At 41.3% G+C, this 21057-nt stretch carries 20 protein-coding genes, 4 tRNA genes and 1 other annotated feature; of the genes, 3 read left to right on the top strand and 21 right to left on the bottom strand.

Annotated features, from left to right (window positions below; translation table 11 throughout):
* Positions 1–360: 360 nt before the first annotated feature.
* From C5695_RS19935 to C5695_RS19965, 7 genes are all read right to left on the bottom strand, one after another.
* Positions 361–2118 (bottom strand): AIPR family protein, encoded by a 1758-nt coding sequence (locus tag C5695_RS19935; RefSeq protein WP_117732826.1) that lies wholly within the window; start codon positions 2116–2118, stop codon positions 361–363.
* A 78-nt stretch (positions 2119–2196) separates the two neighbouring features.
* A complete protein-coding gene (gene rlmH, locus C5695_RS19940) occupies positions 2197–2676 on the bottom strand; it encodes a 23S rRNA (pseudouridine(1915)-N(3))-methyltransferase RlmH (protein ID WP_117732828.1) in 480 nt (159 codons plus the stop codon).
* An 80-nt stretch (positions 2677–2756) separates the two neighbouring features.
* Positions 2757–2927 carry a CxxH/CxxC protein gene (locus C5695_RS19945; RefSeq protein ID WP_106050281.1) on the bottom strand — a complete coding sequence of 57 codons (171 nt, stop codon included), beginning with the start codon at positions 2925–2927 and terminating at the stop codon, positions 2757–2759.
* A gap of 161 nt (positions 2928–3088) precedes the next feature.
* On the bottom strand, positions 3089–3919 hold the full coding sequence (locus C5695_RS19950) for an energy-coupling factor transporter transmembrane component T family protein (protein WP_117732830.1): 831 nt from the start codon (positions 3917–3919) through the stop codon (positions 3089–3091).
* Positions 3910–5625 carry an ABC transporter ATP-binding protein gene (locus tag C5695_RS19955; RefSeq protein WP_117732832.1) on the bottom strand — a complete coding sequence of 572 codons (1716 nt, stop codon included), beginning with the start codon at positions 5623–5625 and terminating at the stop codon, positions 3910–3912. The genes C5695_RS19950 and C5695_RS19955 overlap by 10 nt, the downstream gene beginning before the upstream one ends.
* A 19-nt stretch (positions 5626–5644) precedes the next feature.
* Positions 5645–6202, bottom strand: coding sequence for an ECF-type riboflavin transporter substrate-binding protein (locus C5695_RS19960; RefSeq protein WP_117732834.1), 558 nt, complete (start codon positions 6200–6202; stop codon positions 5645–5647).
* 14 nt (positions 6203–6216) lie between these two features.
* Complete coding sequence (locus C5695_RS19965; RefSeq protein ID WP_117732836.1) at positions 6217–7077, bottom strand: SAM hydrolase/SAM-dependent halogenase family protein; 861 nt, start codon at positions 7075–7077, stop codon at positions 6217–6219.
* Between the two features lie 110 nt (positions 7078–7187).
* Positions 7188–7458, bottom strand: a binding site (T-box leader).
* A 192-nt stretch (positions 7459–7650) separates the two neighbouring features.
* On the opposite strand from C5695_RS19965, the gene C5695_RS19970 reads away from it, so the two are divergent.
* Both C5695_RS19970 and C5695_RS19975 read left to right on the top strand, forming a co-directional pair.
* Positions 7651–8340, top strand: coding sequence for an ABC transporter permease subunit (locus tag C5695_RS19970; protein WP_117732838.1), 690 nt, complete (start codon positions 7651–7653; stop codon positions 8338–8340).
* Positions 8341–9222, top strand: coding sequence for an ABC transporter ATP-binding protein (locus C5695_RS19975; protein ID WP_117732840.1), 882 nt, complete (start codon positions 8341–8343; stop codon positions 9220–9222).
* A 59-nt stretch (positions 9223–9281) separates the two neighbouring features.
* Here C5695_RS19975 and C5695_RS19980 read toward each other — a convergent pair.
* The 12 genes from C5695_RS19980 to C5695_RS20035 form a co-directional block, all read right to left on the bottom strand.
* Positions 9282–10432, bottom strand: a protein-coding gene (locus C5695_RS19980) for an IS3 family transposase (protein ID WP_117730376.1) whose coding sequence is annotated in 2 segments (ribosomal slippage) — positions 9282–10159 and positions 10159–10432 — 1152 coding nt in all. Because the reading frame shifts where the segments join, the coding sequence is not laid out codon by codon here.
* A gap of 118 nt (positions 10433–10550) precedes the next feature.
* Positions 10551–11015, bottom strand: coding sequence for a GNAT family N-acetyltransferase (locus C5695_RS19985; protein WP_117732842.1), 465 nt, complete (start codon positions 11013–11015; stop codon positions 10551–10553).
* 68 nt (positions 11016–11083) lie between these two features.
* Positions 11084–12274, bottom strand: coding sequence for a S1C family serine protease (locus C5695_RS19990; protein WP_410369208.1), 1191 nt, complete (start codon positions 12272–12274; stop codon positions 11084–11086).
* 78 nt (positions 12275–12352) lie between these two features.
* Positions 12353–13147, bottom strand: a complete 795-nt coding sequence (locus C5695_RS19995) for an MBL fold metallo-hydrolase (protein WP_117732846.1) — start codon at positions 13145–13147, stop codon at positions 12353–12355.
* A 6-nt stretch (positions 13148–13153) separates the two neighbouring features.
* The gene (locus C5695_RS20000; protein ID WP_117732848.1) at positions 13154–14017 is read right to left on the bottom strand and encodes a two-component system regulatory protein YycI; all 864 of its coding nucleotides are present in this window, start codon (positions 14015–14017) and stop codon (positions 13154–13156) included.
* Positions 14004–15383, bottom strand: coding sequence for a two-component system activity regulator YycH (yycH, locus tag C5695_RS20005; protein ID WP_117732850.1), 1380 nt, complete (start codon positions 15381–15383; stop codon positions 14004–14006). Before yycH ends, C5695_RS20000 begins: the two co-directional genes overlap by 14 nt.
* Entirely contained in the window at positions 15373–17211 is a 1839-nt protein-coding gene (walK, locus tag C5695_RS20010) for a cell wall metabolism sensor histidine kinase WalK (protein ID WP_117732852.1), read from the bottom strand. The genes yycH and walK overlap by 11 nt, the downstream gene beginning before the upstream one ends.
* A 7-nt stretch (positions 17212–17218) precedes the next feature.
* On the bottom strand, positions 17219–17926 hold the full coding sequence (yycF, locus tag C5695_RS20015) for a response regulator YycF (protein WP_117732854.1): 708 nt from the start codon (positions 17924–17926) through the stop codon (positions 17219–17221).
* Positions 17927–18275: 349 nt separating this feature from the next.
* Positions 18276–18348, bottom strand: a tRNA-Phe gene (locus C5695_RS20020).
* Positions 18349–18375: 27 nt separating this feature from the next.
* A tRNA-Asp gene (locus tag C5695_RS20025) sits at positions 18376–18452 on the bottom strand.
* A gap of 82 nt (positions 18453–18534) precedes the next feature.
* Positions 18535–18606 (bottom strand) — tRNA-Glu (locus tag C5695_RS20030).
* 6 nt (positions 18607–18612) lie between these two features.
* A tRNA-Lys gene (locus tag C5695_RS20035) sits at positions 18613–18688 on the bottom strand.
* 343 nt (positions 18689–19031) lie between these two features.
* Between C5695_RS20035 and C5695_RS20040 the strand changes: the two genes are divergently transcribed.
* Positions 19032–19556, top strand: a complete 525-nt coding sequence (locus tag C5695_RS20040) for a peroxiredoxin family protein (RefSeq protein WP_117733225.1) — start codon at positions 19032–19034, stop codon at positions 19554–19556.
* A 29-nt stretch (positions 19557–19585) separates the two neighbouring features.
* Here the strand turns inward: C5695_RS20040 and C5695_RS20045 are convergent, their stop codons facing one another.
* Both C5695_RS20045 and C5695_RS20050 read right to left on the bottom strand, forming a co-directional pair.
* Positions 19586–19795, bottom strand: a complete 210-nt coding sequence (locus C5695_RS20045) for a hypothetical protein (protein WP_117732856.1) — start codon at positions 19793–19795, stop codon at positions 19586–19588.
* A gap of 15 nt (positions 19796–19810) precedes the next feature.
* Positions 19811–20944, bottom strand: a complete 1134-nt coding sequence (locus C5695_RS20050) for a DUF418 domain-containing protein (protein ID WP_117732858.1) — start codon at positions 20942–20944, stop codon at positions 19811–19813.
* Between the last annotated feature and the right edge of the window lie 113 nt (positions 20945–21057).

The raw sequence follows: 21057 nt of genomic DNA on the forward strand, positions 1-21057 counted from the left end.
AGATTTTCTCGACAGCCTGAGCGTCATTTAATAAAATTGAATGACGCTCATTTAAGCTATTTATTATCTAATTCATTTATCATTTTTTTGAGTTGTCAATACATCTATTACAATTAGGACTTAACAAATCTCTTGTATTCCCCATTTCCAATAAGCTCCACTTAATAAACAACTTCTCCAAAACGTTTCAAAATAATGCGAATAAACTTCAACATTGATTTCAAGACCAATTACACAAGATAATACGAAAGACACACTTTAGCATATTGGCTTCTTGTTAAAGTAAACCAACTAATTATATTTGTAGATTTAACCTTTCTTATCTATTAATAAATCTACTATTTTACTTAATATACGATTTTAATTAAATGGTTTTACAATAAATTCATCATCCACTAATTTATCTATTAAATTTGTGCCTTTAGCTACTTTATTATTGCCTCCAAGTTTCTGATATTTTTCATAAACATATTCAGCACATAATTTAATTTTTTCCTCAGTAATATCATCTACAATAAAGTTACCTAATTGTTTTGGTGAAATATCTACAGATCCAGAAATTTTAGCGGAACAAACATACATTACATAGAAGGAAATATCTGATTGTTCGCTAATAGAATAAACACCTAGATTATTTATAAAACTTCTAACTCTTTTTCCAATTACCGCAGCATTATAATAACTATCTAATATTCTATTATTTAAATATAGTTGTTTGTATGTTTCTTCATCGTTTAATAGTGTAGAAGGTCTTGCTCTAGCATAATTAGGTTTCCTTAAGAGAATAGATATTAAACATTGAGCTAAAAAAGGAATACTAATTATCTTATCTTTAGGTTTACCTTCATTTTTATAAAAGTTTTTCCTTCTATCATAAAATAACCCCCTTGTTTTCATATAATTCTCAATCTCTCTATGAATACCATCTGTACCTCTTAATATTGCTTTTGGAATTGTTGTTTGACTGTTTGTAGCCAATATAATATTATCTCTTGAGGCATCAGTATCAGGAACTATTATCCTTAATAAAACTTTTCTGCTCTCATTCTTATTTTCTTTTTTTGTGGAAATCAGATAATTATATATTTCGGTCGAGGTTTGCAATCCATTTACTATTTCTGGATTCTTTATTTCAAAAACTTTAGTCGACTTTTGATCAATTTTGCTAGCCAACATTGTTATTCCATTATTCAACCACCAAAAATCTTCTTTATAATCGATTTGCTCTAAGGTTGCAGCGATTTCTTTATTAACAGTTATATTACCTTGATAGTCTCGAACATTAGCTTCAAACATATGTTTTATCAATTTATCATTTTCATTAGTAATGAATTTAAAATACTGGTTAAGATCAGCTAATACAATATATTCTTTTTCTTCTTGTACAATTATTGGTGTTTCAGAAATATGTAAAACAAAATCTGTTTTAGAAGGTGCATCATATAATTTCAAAATTCTTTCTGCATTAATATATTCCACATCGACATCGGTATTGGGACTGGGAAATAAAGTTTTAAGCTTGCTCATTAACTCTGTTGCCTGTTGCTTTACATTGGGATGTACCTCATTTCCTAAACTCACATAAATAAATTTAAAGCTAACTATAGGTGATTTAGTTATTAAACTTAAGAATGTATTATGAAACCTTGCAAAGAATTCTAAAACATCACTATTGTAACGATTAGAAAAATCATTATCTTTAAATGCTTCTATTTTAAAAAGATTATCGACAATACTCTTCCACTTATTAAAAACATCTTCTCTAAAGGATGTTTCAAATTTCGATTGTATTATGTATAAATCTAATTTAGGGTTTCTTTTAATATTTTCCAACGGTGTGTCATCATAAATCAATTCTTCATTTACAAATAAATAAAGACCATCACAACCACCGTCATTTCCATTACCAACGATACCTTTTTCAAGTTCTTCATCACTTAAATCAAAAGCTTTTAAAATTAAGCTTGCAGAAAAATTTTCAAAATAATCATGTAGCAATTTGTTAAATTTTGATGAATTAGACTTAATATCTTCCTGCCTATCTAGTAAACTTTCTTCAAAGCTCTTTTTTATTAATTCACTGGCTATTAACTGTGAGTTATCCATTTTAATTGCCATATATAAAATCCCTCCCTAACCATTTAACATGTAATTTAAATCATTTCAAAAAGTTCAATTAAGTTGATTTCGCCGCAGTTACTTATGATAAGGCTCCCCCCGAACAATCCGAAACGCCCGATAAATCTGCTCCACCAACACCAACCTCATCAACTGATGCGGAAACGTCATCTTCGAAAACGACAACTTCTCATTCGCACGCTGCATGACAGCGTCGCTTAATCCAAGGGATCCGCCTATGACGAAACATACTTTGCTTTTTCCGTATGTTGCCAGCTTATCTATTGTATCGGCTAATTCTTCGGAACTTTTCATTTTTCCTTCGATGGCGAGGGCGATGACGTGGGCGTCTGGGTTGATTTTGCTTAGGATGCGTTCGCCTTCTTTGTCTTTGATGATTTTCATGTCTTGCTCGCTGAGATGTTCGGGTGCTTTTTCGTCTGCGAGCTCAATGATCTCGATTTTTGCGTAAGCCTGTAATCGTTTTGTGTATTCGGCTATGCCTTGCTTTAAATATTTCTCTTTTAATTTTCCTACTGTGATAATTGATATATTCACAGGTCATCCCCACCTTAAGAACAAGTTATTCATATAAGTTATCAACAATTGTGGATAAAATTTGTGTATTTTGTGTCCGATCATTCGTTCCCCACTATATATATTGCAGGTTCATCGCACAATTCACAGGTTGTGGATAAACTGTGTGTATGTTCGATTTTTCTGAATTCTGGTGGCATTTCGTGATCATCTATGTACATGTCTAGTACGGTTTCTATATGTTCTGCACAAGCATAAAGTGATTTGTTCATAAGTTTCTAATTCCTCCAATATATTGTCTCGTTATTCACAAGTGTTTCGCTCATTGTTCAATATAACCGATTTATTCACATGTTAATAGTCTTTTACCATTTTCCACACCTTTTATCCACAAACCAAATAAAAAAGCCTCCACTCCTGTGAAGGCTTCCTTCTATAGAAACGGATTATAAAATCTCGTTCCTCGAACCAATGTAATCACTAGCGAAACGATCATTACCACACCAACAAATATGAACGCCACATAATCTGCTTTTTGAAAGTCTTTCGCCGTAAACCATGTGCGCTTTTTATGCTTTCCAAATCCGCGCAGCTCCATCGCATTGCTGATCGTTTCAATCCGTTCTAGGCTAGAAAATATCAACGGCATTACAATCGATAGCGCATTTTTGATCCGTTTTCCCAGTTTTTCATTCTTCGACAAATCAATGCCTCTTGCTTGTTGAGAAATCGCGATCGTTCGAAAATCACGCTGAATATCTGGAATATAGCGCAGAGCAATCGCTACCGCATACGAAATCCGGTAGCTGACCCCGATTCGGCTGAGCGATGAGGCGAATTCACTTGGATTTGTTGTCACAATAAATAAAAGCGCTGCTGGCATCACGGTCACGTATTTCAGTGTAATGTTCAATTGATAGAAAAGCTGTTCAAGTGTGACATTGTACCAGCCTGCAATGTGAAACAGCTCATGCTTTGCTCCGTAAATCGCGACGCCTTGCTGGGGTGCAAAGATGTAAATGGCGATGTTATTGATGACAAGAAAAATCGCCAAGACAATCACTACAAAAGAGATATCACGAAATCGTACGTTTGATAGCTGAAAGAACACGATACTGGCAACTAGCATAAACACTAATACGCCTGTATCATACGTGAGCATCGCTGCGGATGACCAGAGGATAAAGCAAATGAGTTTGGTTGCCCCTGTCAGCCGGTGAATCGGCGACGGGCGATCGATATAGGACAGCATGTCTACAGCCATGTCATTCGTTCCTTTCTGTCAACCTCAATGAAGCGATCCACGAGTTCATTTGGATTTGGCCAGTCTGCTTTCAGCGCCAGTTCATACAGCGATGTTTCCTTTAAACTCGCCTTTTGGACTAGCAGCTGATCTGTCAGCACTTTGGCAGGTGTATCATCTGCGATTTTTTCTCCATCAGAAATAACAATGGTTCTTGTTGTGTATTCGAGCATCAAATGCATATCATGTGTAATCATCAAGATCGTGACGCCCTGCTGATTTAATTGCTCTAAAAACGTCATCATCTCTGTGTAATGTCTAAAATCCTGTCCGGCGGTTGGCTCATCTAGAATGATGATTTCTGGCTCTAATACAAGAATAGATGCAATGGTGACGCGCTTTTTCTGTCCAAAGCTGAGAGCAGAAATTGGCCAGTTCCGAAATGGGTATAAACCGCATACTTTTAAGACTCGCTCCACCCGTTCCTTGATGTCTTCATCCTTTACGCCTCTTAAAACGAGACCAAATGCGACTTCATCAAAGATCATTTGTTTAGAAATCATTTGATTTGGGTTTTGCATAACAACGCCGATTCGTTCGGAGCGCTGTTTGATTGTGTCTCCTGTGATGTCATCGCCATTTAGATGAATGGTCCCTTTTGTTGGCTTTTCGAATGCACAGAGCACCTTGGATAGTGTCGTCTTTCCTGCCCCATTGGCTCCTGCGATGCTGATCATTTCTCCTTTTTTGACGGTAAAAGAGATGTTGCTCAGCGTGTTTGGTCTTGTCGGATAGTCAAAGCTCAGCTCACGCAACTCTAGTAAATCTTGCGCTGCATTCTGCTCGACTGGCGGCTCAGACGCTTCCATCCATTGCTCGATTTTCTCTTTTTCCTCGTCATTTAAGGTGAGATGCTGTAAATTAGCGATCTGATCTCCTGCTTCGACCGGAATGCCTGCATATTTCATGGCTTTCACATATAAAGGCTCACGTAAATACGTCGCTTCTAACACATTGGAGGCGAGCAATTCATCTGGTGTCATATCCGCTGCAATCGTGCCGTCATTAACGACGATGATGCGGTCGACTTGGCGGAAAAGAACGTCCTCTAACCGATGCTCGACCATCACGACGGTTTTTTGCGTTTCTTTTTGTAGTCGATCGATGAGGTCGATGACTTCTTTGCCTGTTGCGGGGTCTAGGCTTGCAAGTGGTTCGTCAAACAGCAAAATGTCGACTTCGTTCACAAGCACGCCTGCGATGGAGACACGTTGTTTTTGACCACCTGACAGCTCATGCACGGATGATGCAAGCTTGCCGTCTACCTCTGTTAATCTTGCCGCTTCTTCGACACGTGTTTTCATTACTTCGCGGGTGACTTGATCATTTTCAAGTGTAAATGCGATATCTTCTCCAACGGTCAGCCCGATAAATTGTCCATCAGGGTCCTGTAGCACCGTTCCGACGAGCTGTGAGAGGGAGAAAATGTTCTCTTTCTCTGCATTCTTCCCGCCGATGTGAAGACTTCCTTCCATAGAACCTTTATAAGACGCAGGAACTAGCCCATTGATACAATGGGCTAGTGTGCTTTTACCCGATCCAGACGGGCCTGCGATGAGGACTTTTTCTCCTTCATAGATGGTCAGGTTAATATCTTTCAATGTTGGTTCTGCCTGACTGCGATACTTGAATCCGAAATGTTCGAATTGAATCATCGGTTTCTTCATTTATGTGTTCCACCTTGCTTCATGATGTTTCCTTCGATAGGCTGCCGCTTTTGCTTCTTGTTTTCGCATAAGCCGCAATGATGATGGTTCCTAGTACACCGACTGTGATGATGTTTGAGATTCCTGCGGTAAAGCCTTGAAAAAATACCTTTTTTGCTGGCTCAGCATAAATTGCGATATCGAGTAATGGTGCAATAACAAACCAGCCAATTGCCTGCACACTGATTTGCACTACATTGAAGAGCGTGATTTTTTTCCAGCCAAAGTCGCCTTCTTCTACTTTTAAACGGTTCGAAATGAAGCCGATCAATAACCCAACAACACCTGAAACGATAATCCAGCTCCACCAAGGGCCGAATGTGGTCGCATCCTTAATGAGATGACCAATAAATCCAATCAATGCGCCTGCAACAGGACCAAATAGCACAGCCATTAATGCAAGGAATGCATACGATGTCTCAATTTGTGTATTCGGAATCCCAGTTGGAATGGAGACGAAGCGTCCTAAAATGACAAAGACGGCTGCGCCAATTCCGATGGCAACGACAGTTTTCGTTGAAAGTTGTTTACCTGCCATGATGTATCCTCCTCTTATTCGTATATAATGCGCGGAGCTTTGCGAATCGAAAGGCGCCAGCCTGTGCCTGTACCGATGTTATAAGCCTTTGCAAATGACCCTTGATTGATCGCCACGCCTAAATGGTCGAGTGAATTGACATATACGAGTGGTTCGCCTACCTTTAAATCGGCAAAAGATCGTCCATAGGTCATGATATTTTTATACACATTTTTCGGCCCGTTGGCAATGGTAACTTCTATTGCATCACCGTAATTAATTGAAAGTTGTTCAAATAACGTGTGATGAATGTTTGTCCATAGGTTTCCGAACCTCACGTCTAAAATATCAATCGTTCCTGTGATCACTTCTTCTTTCGCATAAGCCTGTACGACTGGAAGGTGAATAATTTCATCAATATTCGCCTTTGGTCCAACCTCTTCAAAAGAAATCACTCCTGAAGCGATTCTCGCCCCTGTATACGCATAAATGTCTCTCCCATGGAATGTATGTGATTTTCCCGACTTCGGCAGCCGGTTAATGGTTTCATCTAAATAACGGGCTTCCACTATGCCAATATCCTGCGCGACGTGTGTAAGTGTCCCGTTATCTGGAGTAATGATGTAGTGCGAGCTTGTGGTTTTGACGACAAGACTTTTTCTCTCTGACCCAACTCCCGGGTCAACGACGGATACGAATACCGTCTCTTCTGGCCAGTATGTGACGGTTTGGAGCAGGCGATAAGATGCCTCCCAAATGTCATACTGCGGAATATTGTGTGTTAAATCAAAAAGGCGGATATTGCTGCTTACCGTATTTGCCACTCCGTACATTGCGCTGACTGCCCCATCATCAATGCCGAAATCTGATTGTAAAACCAATGCATGTTCACTCATGTCAATCTCCCTTTCATTTGAAAAAATGGATGTGGTGTTTCACGTGGAACATTTGAACATTTGTATGAAAAAAGTGGACAATAAAAAATACCCCATCCTTATCTTTGAATCATAAGGACGAGGTATTTGTCTCGTGGTACCACCTTTATTTACTGTTTGCTTGCGCTAAACAGCCTCTACAAGTACAAAGCTCCAATCTGGCTCATATACTGTGGTTTTGATAACGAGTACCAACTCTCGTCGTCACCTACTAATATCATAGATATGTTCAGCACGAGGCTCAGAGACCATTTTTCTAATCATTATTTTTGCTTCTTTTCAGCTGCCGAAGCTCTCTGTGAAAAAATTGATGATTGTACTTTCTCTCGTCATTGCCTGTTTATCTATCTTGAATTAAAGCTATCATACATGATGTTTTTTGATAAATCAAGATATTTTTCTGAACATTTTCAAAAATGAGTCAACTGATACTGGAAGAGCCTTCTTTTTATAAAATTTAAACAAATGTTAAAGAGTGAGATATGGTGTCTTTCTGTTCTAGCGGTATAATAAAGATGAAGGGAGGTACAGCTTGTGTGGACCATATGTATGAATGAGTTTAAGCAGCTCTTCAAAAGTACAAAATCCATTTTAACAACTGTTATTATTTTCATTTTATCTACTTTTGTTTCAACTCTACCGTTTATTGCTACTCATCAGGACAAATGGGAGCAGGCAAAGGACCCTTATTCTATTGGGAATGAACTGGTGATGTCGGTATTTGGTTTCTTCCTTATTTTTTTATTGTCGCACGATATTTTGAGCCGAGAAATTCATTTGAAAACCATTCGTTTTCTCGTCAGTAAAACGACTCGTTTGAACATTATTATCGGGAAATATCTTGGACTGATGCTGTTTTGGCTCAGCTGTATTATGACGACATACGTACTGAATATGGTAATTTCACATCGTTTTCTGTTCTCTGATGCGTTAAAAATCTTAACCTTTATCAGTGTTGGTATCTCATGTGCTTTATTTTTGTCCATGCTCTTTCCAACACCGCAAAAGTCAATGTTTGTTGGGATGTTGTTTTCCTTTCTTTTCCCGATCGTCAGTATGATATCTATTCTTTCTTCAGAACGGTTGATTCATTGGTTCCAATATATGACGCCTTATTATTATGCTCGCTGGAGTGAACCGCTGACCTATGTACTCTTGAATACAGCTTTGACCGTTGTCTTACTCATTGGAACAGCACTTCTGTTTCAAAGGAGGGATGTCTAAATGCTTCATACAAACGGCCTCACCAAAAAATATCGTACAAAAGTCGCAATAGATCACATTACCCTTGATGTTCATCAAGGTGATATTTTCGGGCTCATTGGACCAAAGGATTCTGGTAAGACAACGTTTTTCAATATCATTACGGGAATTTCCCGGCCAACCTCTGGTACGTTTACGATGATGAATATGCCTTCATTAAAAAAGGTGAGACAGCATATTGGTGTTCTGCCTGAATATACGGATTTATATGAAGGGCTCACGGCACTTGAACATATTGCCTACTTATCAAAAATCACCGGGACGCGCCAGAAAACGAGTGATTATGAAGAACTGCTCGAATTGGTTGATTTACATCACTATCATCAGGAAAAGGTCGGTTCCTTTACACCTGGTATGAAGAAACGGCTTGGAATGGCGCAGGCTATCGCCCATCGTCCTGAATTTATTTTACTCGACGAGCCTTTTGCTAATATTGACGCAGATTCAATCTTGCACATTCAGCAAGTCATTGAAGCGTTGAAAAATGAAGGGAGTACCATCTTTTTAACCGCTGACCGCCCTAGGTTCACAAATAGTATTTGTACAAAAACGGCATTCATTTCTGAAGGTAAATTAGTGTCCCCTCCTACTCATCCTCAAGAGATAACCATCACATCCTCAAACATACGTGCAGCCTTCAAGCATGCGTGGATTGATGATGAGGTGAAACCTGTTCTCACGCAGTACTTACAAACTGTCGGAACAGATCTTGTGATCAGTGATAACGAGACCTCATTGTTGATTCGTTCAGAAACCCAAGTCCCTGCGATCATCCGCGCTTTCGTGAAATGCAAAGTCGATTTATACAGAGTCACGACTCAAGATGCCATAAGCTCCTCATAAAAAAGCACCGCATGCGATCGGGACTGACCCCCGTTTTTGAGACAGGGATCAAAACACCTTTATACAGCCAATTGCCGATAGTTTATCGGTGATTGGTTGTTTAGTTTCGTTTGAATACGAATGTTGTTATAATAATAAATGTATTCTTTGACAGTGCGTTCTACGATGGTGGTCGTAGTTCGATCAATCCTGTTAAGATAGAACGTTTCAGACTTTAGTGAGGAATGAAACGATTCGATGGAGGCATTATCAGCGGGTGTCCCTTTACGGGACATACTCATGGTAATGCCTTTTATATGAACAGCTTTCTGATACTCGTAAGATGTATACACAGAACCTTGATCGCTATGTAACACGCAGTTCTTAGGCAATGCTGGTAGCTGATCAAGTGTGTTTAAGATAAAGTCTGTATCCTGCTTATCACCAATATTAAAAGCAATCACTTCTCCATTATACAAATCCAATATACTGGAAAGGTACAATGGTTTCTGTCCATAAGGCAAATACGTGATGTCCGTTACTAGTTTTTCAAGAGGGCGATCAGACTGAAAGTTCCGATCCAGTATGTTTCCGGCCACGGCATAGGGCTGCCCATTCTTCTTACGCTTTTTCATTTTAACACGGCATTGCCACTGGTTTTTCTGCATGATACGTTGAACAGTTTTATGGTTAATACGCATTCTCATTTTTAGTATGGCTGTGATTTTTCGATATCCATATCGATACTTGTGCTTTCGGCACAACGTGCCGACCTGTTTCTCTAGTTGTCTTTTAGATTGATTCTGATTCAGCTCCTTTTTCCATCTATAATACGAAGTGCGTAAGATGCCTAAATGGACACAAACGTCCTGTACCGTCATCGTTTTGCGAAATTCTTCTACCAGTTTGATTGACGTTTCCTTATCAACTTCCTTTCCAATTCGTTGTACTTTTTTAAAATTTCATTCTGTTGGCTCAGATAACGATTTTCCGCCTGCAGTCTCTCTAATTCGGAAGAGTACTCGGGACCCTTTCCATAGGTATATTGTTTTCCAACAGGCTGTTCGAACCGGTGTGTATCCCCAGCCTTATGCCACCTCATCCAGGTCTGAACCTGCGTCTTATTCTTGATATTCAATTCCTGCAAGATTTCTTTCATAGGTACGCCTGCCAATCTCATTTCTACAGCCTTCTGTTTGACTTCAACCGGATAACTCACTCTTGTCCCCATAGAAAAAACACCTCCATGTTTTATTTCGGATCACAACGATCCGTTTTGAAACTTGAAGGTGTTTTTTATTTGTCTCATTTTATGGGGTCAGTCCCATCCGCACGGTGCTTCTTCTTTGTTATAAAGGTTTGCTCATATAGATTCCGGTTTCTGCAAATCCCGTCTTCTCGTACAGTGAACGGGCAATTTGATTGTGAGCAAAGACATGCAGTGAGAGTTTTTGCACGCCTAATGACTTTGCCTGTTCCTCTAATGCAGCAATGGCCTGTTTTGCAAAGCCTTTTCCTCGATAAGCTTCGAATAAAATAAAGTTATAAATAAAACCTTCGTGCTGCGGGTGATTCGGGTCATAACAAAGCCATACCCAGCCAATTGCTTCTTCCCCGTTCAAGAAATTCCATAGCTCATGATGCTCTGTCTGTAGGCCTTCAGGAAGGAGCCGATCAAATTGTTCTTCGGCGTTTGCAAGTGATTCTTCCTTCTCCCAAGTCCCTGCGAGTACCTTTTCTTCTGCGTACCGCTGAATGGCCTTCTCCATTAATCCATCGTAATCCGCTTGTGACATTGGTTGTAGTGTAACCAATCGTACCGCCTCCTTTTCTCCATCATATGATGAGCATGCAAAAAAAACCAGTCCCATCAAGGAACTGGTCATCCGCCGAATCGGTCGGTTTGAGAAAGTTTGATCTCTACTGATTTTTTCTTTCCGCTTCGGTAAAACTCCACTTTTACCTTGTCTCCGACTTTCTTTTGATATAAATACTTACGAAGGTCTACGATATTCTGTACACTCTTGCCATCAAAGGAGGTGACGACATCCAGCTCTTTTAGCCCCGCTTTTCCTGCCGGAGACAAGGGCTCAACACTCATCACGACAACTCCTGATGTGATTTTAGACGGCAGCTTCAACGTTTCCTGCCAGTGATAGCTCGCAATATCTGCTAAGGATTTCATGCCAACGCCTAGATACGGACGCTTCACCTCTCCGTAGCGTTCTAAGTCTTCTATGACAGGGATGACGAGGTTTGCTGGGATAGACAGTCCAATACCTTCTACCTCTGATTCAGCAATCTTCATTGAGTTGATGCCGATTACTTTTCCGTCCATATTGATTAAGGCTCCACCGCTGTTACCTGGATTGATGGCGGCATCTGTTTGCAGTACCTCCGCATTCCAATCCGCCTGTCCGTCTCCATTCGAATCTACAGGAATCGCACGTTCCGTTCCTGAAATGACACCTTGTGTGACAGAGCCTGCGAATTCAAGCCCTAATGGATTTCCAATGGCGATGACTGGCTCACCGGGCTTCACATGATCTGAATTGCCAAATGTAGCGGTTTTTTTGATCTTATTACTTTTGACGGTGAGAACCGCTAAATCCATAAGCTGATCACTACCGACAAGATTGGCACCAATTCTTGTCCCATCCTGAAGGCTCACTTCAAGCTGGTTAGCACCTTTAATGACGTGGTGGTTGGTCACAATATAAAAGGTGTCACCCTTTTTCTTGTAAATCACACCTGATCCGCTGCCTGCCTCTCCGCCTTCCTCCCAAAAGCTCGATTTTTGGATGTTAATGACGCCCACAACCGTATCTGACATATTAGACACGACTTTCGTGACCGCATCATTGACGTTCACATTGACAGTCTTTAAAGGGCCTTGTATGGCTTGCCCATCTCCGTTTTGCTGCCACCCAAAGGGACTGCCGCTCTGTCCTGACACATAAGGAAAAAAGAATCCCATTAAAAAAGCTCCTACCAATACACCGATCAGACCAGATAGGAAATATCCTTTTCTGCTTCGTCTCGGCTTCCACTCTACATCGCGATAATCCACTATGTTTCCTTCCTTTCAGTGAATAGATGATGTATATAGTGTTGGTAAGAAGCTCTTATCTTAATCATCCGATTGTAAAAATCATACGGCGCAAAGTGGGGTTGCTTTTTTCGGGTCCGTATCATATAAATCAAAGCCATCCCCGACAACAAAGCCTTTCATCTCAAGCGTCTGCTGGACCGCCATACGGGCTAAATCCTTCATGTTGTTGTCTTGACTCAAGTGAGCCAAGTAAATGCGTGAGGTGGCATCTCCAATCACATCTGTCATCGCAAGAGCGGCATCTTCATTTGAAACATGCCCGACATCGCTCAGAATTCTGCGCTTAATGCTCCACGGGTATCTGCCCATTTGCAGCATACCGACATCATGATTGCTCTCAAATACAAATGTATTGGCTGACTGAATGATGCCTTTCATACGGTCACTCACATAGCCTGTATCCGTCATCAGGGCAAGTTTACGCCCGCCATAATGGAACACGTAAAACATAGGCTCAGCCGCATCATGTGAAACGCCAAAGGACTCAACATCGAGACCGCCAAACGATTGAACGGTTTCCATATCAAAATGGAATTTTTGCTCTGTGTCAATTTTCCCGATATGAGACTCCATCGCCTGCCATGTTTTCGCATTTGCATAGACAGGAAGCTTGTACTTTCTTGCCATGACACCGAGCCCTTTAATATGATCTGAGTGCTCGTGTGTCACAAAAATGCCGTCCAAGTCTTCAGGCTTGCGGTCGATTTGACCAAGCAGCTCGACCATTTGTTTGCCGCTTAAACCCGCATCCACTAAAAAGGCATGCTCGTCTGTTTCTAAATAAAAAGCATTCCCCGTACTTCCGCTCGCTAGTACACTGAACTGCAAGCTCATGTTCTCTCACTCCATTGAAGATTTGTCATCTTTCTCTATATGATCAAGTGTTGAGCCATCAATGGCATTGATCAAATATTCTTCTTCTGTCTTTTTCTTTGAACCAGTGGATACGCCTTCAAGCTCGACTCGCCATACAGGCACCATGACCTGCGTGCTTGCACCTGGGTATTGCGTATAGTAGCCCAGCTCTACCTTTTTCACGGTCGTGTTTTGGCTCAGCATGTTTTGCGTATATAAGTCCTTCACGGTTTCAAGTGCTGGAACAAGGGTTTCTTTTCTCACTTCATTAATCGATGTCACCATTGACTGCTGATACGATACGACCTCGTTTTTATCATTTAGATCTAGGGTGATTTTTCCGATGGTTTCGGAGTCCTCAAGGCCCTCTTGGAAAATGTATTTCCCTTTATACGTTTGGAAAAAGACGATTTTCCCTGACTCTTCATCAATACTCCACAGCTTATAATTCTTCCCATCCAACAAACGCTGGTTCACCAGGTTTGCCGCCGCTGTTTTGATATCTTTTTTCGGCAAGGCCACTGGTTTATTGAAGGTCATTTCAAGCAGCGTGACAGGATCATCTTTGTCTGTTTTCGGGAATGTGCTTTTCGCCTTTTGATCAGCTAATTCGTCGACATCCTTTTTCGTATATTGCTTCTTTTCAGCTGTAATGCGGTATCCAATCTTCGCTTCATCTGATAGATTGCCATATTTGATCCCGTCTGCCTTCATTTCTTCCAGCGTATCCGTTTTTTCGATAATCGCAAAATGATCGGTTGACCGTTTTTCAAAGTATTGAAATCCTAGAAAGATATCGAGAACGAGAAAGGCTAGGATAAAGATCGTTTTGGTCTTATTCCACTCCATGATTCTCGCTCCCCTCTGTCAACAAATCATGCGATAGAATCACGGTTTTGCCGTTATATTTCATACACCATACTGGCTCTAGCCAGACAAACATCGCTTGATCTTGATCTGATGGGGTTGAAGCAGCTTGATACGCCGGGAAAATTTGCTCAATTTTCTCCAGATCATCATATTTCGTCTGCTTGAGGATTAAGTCCTTCAGCTCTGTCCCATTCATCAGCTTGACCTGTTCACTCTGACTCGCTTTGTTGCCTAAAATATAGTTTGGACGCTTGTAATTCAAAATGTCATCATTCGCCCATTGTACTTCAAGAGAGGTCATCCCAAACGGATGCTTTGTACTGTTGACGATCGGCAGGCCATCCATAAACATATTAAACGACAGCTGCTGATTGCTGTTGATGCCAAAGTATTGATAGTCATCGGTAAAACTCCCCGTATCATTGAAATATTTCACACTTCGCTTAATCAAATCTCCCGTTTGGAAGACGGTACTGCTGTTGATATTGCGGTGCTGATATTGGATGCGGTGGTCTTTTTGATTGGCTTCAAGACGGCTTGTGCCATCTGTGTACACCGTCCGATTTAAATTAGACTCCTCACCGACAAGACTCGGGTCCGTAAACAAGGCGTCCTTGAATTTACTTGTCTTAATCGTTTCGATAAAGAACATTTTCGCTTCAAGCTGCTTTTGCTTTCTCGGAAGAAGGAAATCACGTTTCGAATTCGCTGAAAATGTATAGAGATCATAGCGCGGCATCTCGTTTTGAGCGGCTGCGATACTGTCCATCAAATTACGATAGTTAGCAGACTCTATTGTCAGCTCAAGCACCGTTTCCTTGCTGTATGAAACCAAATAGACCTTCTTATTGGCCTTATCCTGCTGGGAGAACGGCACAATCATCCGATCAAACGAGTTGTATTCAATGGACTTGTTCGGCCATTTAAACAGGGCTTGGAAAATATCAATCGGAATCGGATCATTGAACACAAGATCCAATGTCTTCCCTTGCCCTCCGCTTCCATAGAAGAAATTCTTAAATTTCTGCTCGGAATATTGATCTGACACATCCGAAATCTCTTTCACATCCCAAAGGCTCACGTCATTCCAGAAGTTTTGAAAGAGTTCCTTTTGATCCACTTTCAAATGCTCCCCATTTGAATGGATGAACATCTCACGCGGCTTTACGACATCAATGAGGCTTTTAGGCTCGTCGCTTGAAATCTTCTTCGTTTCCACGACCTTTGTGCCGGCATCTGCCTGGTCCTGCATGACGGGCTGGAACATCCAAATATTCCACGTAAATACAAGACTGATCGCAATTAGGATTGTCAATATTATGGTTTTAAAGGTCTCACGCTTCATCCCAATCATCCTCTTGTTCTTCATTGTACGGAAGGGTAAAGGTCACTGTTGTTCCTTTTCCTTCAACGCTGTCAGCCCAAATATCTCCGCCATGAGCCTGAACCATTTCTTTTGCAATCGCAAGGCCTAGGCCGGTTCCACCAAGCTTTCTTGTTCTCGCCTTATCCACTCGATAAAAACGTTCAAAGATTTTATCCATATCCTTCTTCGGAATGCCGATTCCTTCATCTTTGACGCTGAATAATACAAGACCCTTCTCCTCATCCAGATCAACCGTAAACGTGATATGTCCACCCTCTGGAGAGTATTTCATGGCATTGGAAATGATATTATCGAGCACCTGTGTGATTTTATCTTGATCGATCTCCACATATAATTCACGCTGCGGCAGGTTTCGGATAAAATCGACGTGCTGTTCCTTCGTCATTTCAAAACGATCAATGACCAATGAGATAAATCTGATAAAATTCGTCCATTCACGGTTGAATTGATAATCCTTGCTGTCAAACTTAGACAGCTGCAGCAGGTCATTGACAAGCCGGATCATGCGCTCTGTTTCATTTTGTGTGACACTGAGGAATCTTGGCGCAAGCTCTTTATCACCAATCGCCCCTTCAGCCAGTGCCTCAAGATAGCTTCGCATCGTCGTCAGCGGTGTGCGCAGCTCATGTGATACGTTTGCAACGAATTCACGGCGTTCTGCATCAATTTTCTCCTGCTCTGTGACGTCATAAATGACTGCAATTAAACCATCAATCTTCCCATGCTCTTTCTGAATCACTGAGAAATTTACACGTAAAACAGATAGCTGATCTTCGCGTTCGATTTCTAGCAGCATGGAATCTTGATTTTCAACTAAATCTTCAAAGGTATGCGTGTCCTCAAGGCCCAGTAAGGACGTGATCGGCATCTCTAGTGCTGTTTCACGTGAAACGTTCAAAAGCTCTAGTGCCGGGCTGTTTAATAGAATAATGGCACCGTTTTGATTCGTGGCGATGACACCATCCGTCATATAGGCAATAACAGAAGAAAGCTTCTTACGCTCACCCTCTGTCATGAGCTGCGCTTCCTCCAGCTCTCTCGTCAGATGGTTAAAGGTCGTTGCAAGCTGGCCAATCTCGTCATGTCCATACTTTCGGACCTTCCTAGAAAAGTTCCCTTTGGCAAGCTCGATCGCCTGTTTTCTCATATCTGAAATAGGATGAGTGATCGTTCTGAAGATGAAGATCCCAAGGAGTGCAGTCGTTCCAAGGGCGATTAGTGTGCCCGTCGCCAAAATGGTGTTAATGGTTCGCATTTGGTTAAACACGCTCTCCATTGATGACACAACATAAATCACACCGACCGTTTCTTGGTTTTCATTTTTCACGGCTGTCGCAGAAATACGCACCCGTTTATTTGATTCTGGGTCATAGAATTTCTTTTCATAGTCTTTGCCCACTGCGAAAATCCGGCTAATGATTTGATCTGTGATTTTCTTGCCAGCAATCTCCTGACTGCCATTATTCACAGAGGCAATCACCTCTCTGCTTTCGTCAATATAGCTGACTTCAGAAATTTCATTAGACTCGTCTTTGTTGTTAAAGTCGTTTAATATCTTTTGAGCATCCTCTTTTAATTCTGCCTTGCTTTTCGATGAATCTTGTTCTAGGTAATACGATAACGAGTAGATTCGCTGATTCAAGGAATTATCATATGAATTGATTAAGGACTGCTCTAGCTGCTTCACAAAGTACACACCAATGATCTGCATGGCGACGATGATCAGCAGCACGTAAATTAAGGTCAATTTGAAATGAATCGAGCGAAAAAAACCTACTTTACTCATAAGAATCTTAGTCCTGCTCTGGGTTTCTTAAATAGTAGCCGACGCCTCGTCTTGTCACGATCCAGCTCGGGTGGCTAGGGTTGTCTTCAATTTTCTCACGAAGACGGCGGACTGTGACGTCTACTGTACGGACATCCCCGAAGTAATCGTAGCCCCAAACGGTTTGCAGCAGATGCTCACGTGTCATGACTTGTCCAATATGCTTCGCTAAGTAATGAAGCAATTCGAACTCTCGGTGCGTTAATTCAATCGTTTCCTCACGCTTAGATACCACATAAGCATCTGGGTAAATGACGAGTGATCCAATTTCAATATCATTTGATTCAGATTCATCCTCTGTCTGAGGCGTAGCAATTTGTCTTCTCAAATTCGCTTTCACACGGGCAAGCAGCTCACGCGTGCTGAATGGCTTCGTCACATAATCATCTGCGCCAAGCTCCAGACCGATGACTTTATCAATTTCAGAGTCTTTTGCTGTCAGCATGATAATCGGCATGTCATATTTCTTTCTCACTTCACGGCAAACTTCAACGCCATCTTTGTTTGGCAGCATAATGTCGAGCAGAATGATGTCCGGCTTGATTTCTTCTACCATATCAAGGGCTTCATTTCCGTCATACGCACAATGAACCTCATAGCCCTCTTTTCTTAAGTTAAACTCCAATATATCAGCAATCGGTTTTTCATCATCTACGACAAGAATCTTTTTTTCCATTGTGATTTCCTCCTGCATTTTTAGCATCTATGTCATTCCATTTTGCATGTCTCATTAGACCTTTTTCGTTGGAGCGAAAAAGGCTCACTGTCTATTATAACGTTTTACGTGGCAAAGATAAAAACAATAACGGCTTTCTTTTCTAGTAAACGTTGGATAGGAAGTCACGTCTCAAAGAAATGTTAGCTTTTTTCCTTTTTTATTGAAACTTTTCCAGTCACCAATCGTCTATATAGATGTAACGTCTTCTTCTTATGGAGCCGGGCCCTACCTAGGTCCGGCTTCTCCCTTTTTATGCCTTCTTTTCATAAAATAAAAACGCACCTGCGATTGCAGATGCGTTTGGAAGTGGCTCGGGACGGAATCGAACCGCCGACACACGGATTTTCAGTCCGTTGCTCTACCAACTGAGCTACCGAGCCATCATCAAAAAGATGAATATGTATAAATGGCGGTCCGGACGGGACTCGAACCCGCGACCTCCTGCGTGACAGGCAGGCATTCTAACCAACTGAACTACCGGACCTCAGTAACTTGCCCGAAAAAGCAATCGTGGTGCTCCTTCAAGCAAGTGAGGAAAAAATTAGCTTAACGCTAAAGTAAATCAATGACCCGTACGGGATTCGAACCCGTGTTACCGCCGTGAAAGGGCGGTGTCTTAACCGCTTGACCAACGGGCCAATACATGGTGAGCCATGAAGGACTCGAACCTTCGACCCTCTGATTAAAAGTCAGATGCTCTACCAACTGAGCTAATGGCTCTCGGTTTGTGAAAAGTAATTCTGAAGAAGTTGTATTGCGTCAAACCAATCGCTTTAAAAAAGCTGGAACATCGCATCCTAACAAGTTTCAGAGACCTTTGCAACAACGAGATTTATAATATCATAGAATAATTACATATGGCAATACGTTTTTCGACATTTTTTTAAAAAAAGTGTCGGATTTGAAATCTCCTGCCAAAGCCTCCAATCTTGCAACCGCCTTCAATTTTGATGCATCTTTTCCATCACCCTTGCCTATTCAAGCACATAGAAACGTTTTAAGCCGCTCGAAAATGGTTATACATGAAACAAGTGACATTGTGATTGAAAAAGGAGGAAGCAGTATGAGTTCATTCAAATTAGGAGATAAAATGCCCAATTTTTCACTTCCAACCATTCAGGGCGAACATATTGATTTTCACAAACATTTAGAGGAGCATCAAAGCTGGCATCTCATCGTCTTCTTTAGAGGATCTTGGTGCCCAGTATGTGTAGAAGAGTTAAAAGAGCTTGAACAGCAGCAATCATATTTTCAAGACAAGGATATCCACTTAATGGCGATTTCAACGGATAACTCTGATGACTTGAAGGAATTTGCAGATAAAGAAGGGCTATCCTTCCCGATCATGTCTGACAAAGACCTTACTTCATTAAAAGCATATGAAGTCCACTATCACGGAGAAGACGCTCCTTATGAAGATCACGGAGTTCACGGGGAACCTGCCTATTTCTTATTAAATGATAAGGGCCAAGTCCTCTATCAGCAAAGACAAACAAGCCCGTTCGGCAGACCGCATGCCAACGAACTGCGCAAAATCATTCAGTACATCCGCAAAAACTTAAAAGGCCAGTATAAAAGCGTGAAATAAGAAAGAAGCCCTCCTGACGAGGGCTTCTTTTATGAATTCCTTTTATTATATAACCGGTCTGCGGCGAAAAAGACAAGAAGACCCGACATGAGAATGACAAAGGTGACGGGTGGTTTATCCTCCTGAAAATACGTATACAGTGCATGTCCTCCTAATGCGAGAAGATAAAAGATAAATGCCGGCACAGCTGCTTTATGTGCATTCGCTTGTTCTCTTTGCGTACTTTTTTTGAAAAACAATGTAACGATTCCCCTTTATGCTGCTTTTTTCTTCGTCACCCGGCGAAGTGCCTGCGAACGAATATATTCCACCGGACCCATTCTCCAAACCTTTAGACAAAATGCTGAAATGGCGATTTGCAGAAGTGAAATGAGCAGCCATGCCAATACGATAAGAGGGGCGTTGATTTGTCCGCCAAGACCCAATCCCCAGCTATAAAAAAGTACCGAGCAGATGATATTTTGCAGGATGTAACAGCTGAGCGCCATTTTGCCTACATATTCAAACCAATTCCACATAAACCATGACTCCCTGTGTACCAGAAGTTTCGCAATGACAGCAATATAGAAAAGTGAGAGGAATGGTGAAAACGCATAGCGCACCACGAATTCCACTATTTCATTTGGCACAAAGACGAGTGCATTCAGCGGTAGACCAATCCATAAACCGATTCGGAATAATGTTTTCCGCAGAGAACGCCCGCGTTCATTTTCATAAAATACACCAGCTCTCATCATCCGAACACCTAATAAGAACAGAAATGTGTTCATTGGGATGATGAAGATCGCTTCTTCTCGGTACATGAAAAAGTGTTGTAATCGTTCTTGAACCTGCGAGATCCATGTCTCTGGCAGCTGCTCTTCCAGAGCGGGTTCACTAACTTGATCATACGATGCTGTTTCCATTTCAGACAGGGCGAACACCGTCAGACATGACAGAACGATCAAATGAATGACTCCAGAGAAGAGCATACCCTTTTTGATGCGCCGATTCCCTCCTCGTACAATAAATGCCACAAGCAAACCGGTCACAGCGTAGCTCATGAGCACATCATATTCCATCACAAGTGCAAAATGGACAAAGCCTTCGATCAATAAAAATAAAAGAATCCATAAATATGTACCTGGCCAAGGCGTGTTTTTTCTTTTGGCCTGCTGGTATTTCAGCTCTAGCCCTACACCAAACATAATCGTGAGCAGCGATAGCATTTTCCCATAGACGAACATGGAAACAAGGCTTTCTAAAAAACTGCCATTCTCATATTCATCTGCAATCTGATCTGTCGCAAAGGTGTCCCCTGCATACGCAAAAAACCAGACGTTCGTTCCCAATGTGCCTAATATGGCGAAACCTCTTAAAATATCTAATAATCTTATTCTTTCTTTCACTAGAACGCTCCTTCCCCCTATACAGTTATCATATTTTGGTAATGACCGGAAGCCTGTTCTACTGAAATTAAGAAATATTTAAACAAAAAAACACCAGTAAAATGTGCAATTTT

This window comes from Bacillus pumilus (assembly GCF_003431975.1).
Lineage (GTDB): Bacteria > Bacillota > Bacilli > Bacillales > Bacillaceae > Bacillus > Bacillus pumilus_N.